This is a genomic window from Methylophaga sp. OBS4, from assembly GCF_026319305.1.
GTDB lineage: Bacteria > Pseudomonadota > Gammaproteobacteria > Nitrosococcales > Methylophagaceae > Methylophaga.
The window spans coordinates 1-2,953 of record NZ_JAPDMV010000064.1 but is presented as its reverse complement, the minus strand read 5'-3'; the positions used below and the strand labels follow the sequence as shown (position 1 = coordinate 2,953).

Here is a 2,953-nt window from a genome sequence, read left to right as displayed (position 1 = left end):
TAATCTGCGTCCATCTGCGTAATCTGCGGATAAAAAATGGTCTGGCATTTATATTCTGTGTGGGAGCCTGTGGAGTGTGAATGTTCTTTGATTTTCGCTGTGTCTTCCGTGTTTTACGTCGTTATTTAACCGCCACCTGCTATTCCCGGGGTGATATTGAACTGAACCGCCGGATTCCAGATCCGCTCCCACACCCAGCGAACGCCTAACTCACGCTGAATCTGGCTGCGTACCCGGTTGGGTTCAGTGGCTTCCAGAGCACTGCCATTCTGTTCCGCCAGTTTGAAACGGAAAAAATAAGCCGGTTCTATACCCATTCTCAAATCTGTGGCAATGATTTGCGTTCCCTGCTGCTCCAGTTTGAACAAGCCATTGGTAAACCACTTAATGCGATGTAATGAGGGTAAAGTCTGCACCGATTCAATCAAAGGCCGGCCGCGGTCATAACGATTCAACGTCAACGACTTATCTGTTTCGAATACCGAGCGGAAACCTTCGTAATAATGTTCCTCATTTACGATCAGAATTCGCCACAGCAAGGTATTGAACGCTGTGGCTGATACCTTGATATGGGTGTGCTGAATATTGCGTTCGGCCAGTGTCTGCCGGGTCTGATATTCCATCCATTGCTGGGCACTGAAGCCCCATAAAAGATACAAACAACTAAAGACAAAACCGTAACGCATCAATTTGTCACTGAAGTCCCGCCGGGGCCTCAGCAGAATGGCGAGAAAACCAGCCAGTAACGGGATGGAGTAGGTCGGGTCGATAATAAATACACTGCCGCCAGAAACAGGCGGTGGCATAAACGGCCAGAATAACTGCGTGCCATAAACGGTCAGTGCGTCCAGTCCGGCATGCGTGACCAGCGCCAGCCACACCAGTAGCCACCAGATCAAAAAACTGAAAGTCTTATCAACTCGATGCAATACCCCGGCAATGGCCGGTGCCACCGCGGTCTGAATCAGCCAGGAATGGGTCCAGCTGCGATGATAGGTCATCGTGTCCAGATCATTGTCGTAGGGGATGAGTATGTCCAAATCAGGTAACACCGCGATAGCGGCGCCCCAGAGCACAGCCTTTCTGCGGGAAGTTTTTCCTGCAACGGCATAACCTACGGCACCGCCTAATAACGCCTGAGTGATTGTATCCATTTGATTTTTCTTGCCTTAAAGCTAAACAGGTTCTGTGCGACTGATTGGGGGAGATCTTATCTTACTTGCGGGAACTTTTTCCCTGTTATACATTCGGTTTTACAAAGTATTCAGGCATCAGATCTGAACCATGCTGGTCAACCGGACTCAAGAAAACTCACCATGAAAAAGAATGCGCAACTAAGACAACCGACGCAAGCAGAAATTCAACCCGTGCTCAATGCGCTGAATGCCGGTCAGCTGGCGGTCGCAGAGTCGGCGGCAAAAAAAATGCTGAAACAATTTCCCAACGCTTTTGTTTTGCATAATCTTTATGGCAATGCGCTGGCGGGGCAGAATAAATTCAAAGATGCGGTGGACGCCTTTCGTAAGGCCTTACAAATTGATCCCAATATCGCTGAGCTGCATTTCAATGTCGGTATTTTACTGACTAATCTGAATCGTACCGAAGAAGCCATTAACAGTTATAAAAAAGCTGTCAGACTCAAACCTTCATTGACCGACGCTCACTATAACCTCGGTGTGGCTTTACAGTCGCAACGGCAGTTTGAACTGGCTGCCAGGAGTTATCAAAAAGCCGTTGAATTGGAGCCGGGTTTTTACGAGGCGATGGCTAATCTCGGCGTGGTTATGCAGGAACAGGGACGGCTGGAACAAGCGGTCGAGGCCTATCAGCGCGCGCTGCAAATCCATCCGGATGCCCAAACTTTCTTCAATCTGGGCACCGCTTTGAAAAATCAGGGACGTCTGGGCGATGCGGTTGATGCTTACAATGAGGCGCTGGCGCTGAATCCTGACTATGCCGAAGTCCACAGTAATATCGGCGAAGTGTTAAGAGACCAAGGCCGTTATGATGCATCGGTCAAAGCTTACAAGCAGGCGCTGGCCCTGGATCCCGAACTGCCGCTTGCCAACTACAGCCTGGCTGTTTATTTATATGACAGCGGCGATCTTCCGGCGGCGCTTGAGCATTTCCAGCGCTCCCGGTATGCGGACTGGCAGGAACGCTCTTTGTACTGTCTATATAAAACAGGGCGCTTTGCTGAGTTCAAGCAGGGGCTGGATGATCTCAAGCGGATGAAAGATAACTCGCCGTTTCTGGCAACCCTGGCCGGGCATTATGCCGAGAACTTCGGCACCGAGAATGATTACAACTTCTGCAAAAATCCGCTGGATTTCGTATTCCACACCGAAATCCCCGAACTGAAAGGTGACAGTGATTTATTACGGCAATTATTAAAAGATATCGAAACCTGTGATGTGGAAGAAAAATATCAGGGCCGCCTGCACAACGGCGTGCAGTCTTCGGGTAATCTGTTCAAACGCTCTGAAGCCTCATTCCGGCAACTGGCGCAACTGGTAGCAGACGCGGTCGAACGATACCGCCAGACTTTCGCTGCTGAGAACTGCCAGTTTGTTAAAGCCTTTCCCAAAAATACCGAATTTGCCAGCTCCTGGTATGTGAAGATGAAAAGCGGTGGTCACCTGACCTCACATATTCATGAGGAAGGCTGGGTCAGTGGCTCACTTTACCTGTCCGTGCCCACCCAAAAACAGCATGAGCACGAAGGCAGCATCGAACTCAGCACCCACGGTGATGATTACCCTAAAAAACACGACCATTTTCCGACCAAAACCATTGCCCCTGCTGTTGGCGATCTGGTCATGTTTCCTTCATCGGTGTTTCACCGGACCATTCCGTTCAGCTCTGATGAAGAACGTATCTGTATTGCTTTTGATTTGAAACCTGCCTGATACAAATCATTACATCCGCAGATTACGCAGATGGACGCAGATTG

2 protein-coding genes and 1 pseudogene are annotated in these 2,953 nt (G+C 49.5%); 2 read left to right on the top strand and 1 reads right to left on the bottom strand.

The window, feature by feature from the left end; all coding sequences use genetic code 11:
- Nucleotides 1-125: 125 nt before the first annotated feature.
- On the bottom strand, nt 126-1,154 hold the full coding sequence (locus OMP95_RS12475) for a metal-dependent hydrolase (protein ID WP_266329335.1): 1,029 nt from the start codon (nt 1,152-1,154) through the stop codon (nt 126-128).
- A gap of 162 nt (nt 1,155-1,316) precedes the next feature.
- Between OMP95_RS12475 and OMP95_RS12560 the strand changes: the two are divergent.
- Together OMP95_RS12560 and OMP95_RS12555 are read left to right on the top strand one after the other, a co-directional pair.
- A pseudogene (locus tag OMP95_RS12560) lies at nt 1,317-2,096 on the top strand (tetratricopeptide repeat protein); the annotation flags it as partial.
- 135 nt (nt 2,097-2,231) lie between these two features.
- Nucleotides 2,232-2,909 (top strand): 2OG-Fe(II) oxygenase family protein, encoded by a 678-nt coding sequence (locus tag OMP95_RS12555; RefSeq protein ID WP_416234654.1) that lies wholly within the window; start codon nt 2,232-2,234, stop codon nt 2,907-2,909.
- The last annotated feature ends 44 nt before the right edge of the window (nt 2,910-2,953 follow it).

Coding starts and splice junctions, on each gene's coding strand:
- OMP95_RS12475 (WP_266329335.1), bottom strand. CDS start 1,154: ATGGATACAATCACTCAGGCGTTATTAGGCGGTGCCGTAGGTTATGCC.
- OMP95_RS12555 (WP_416234654.1), top strand. CDS start 2,232: ATGAAAGATAACTCGCCGTTTCTGGCAACCCTGGCCGGGCATTATGCC.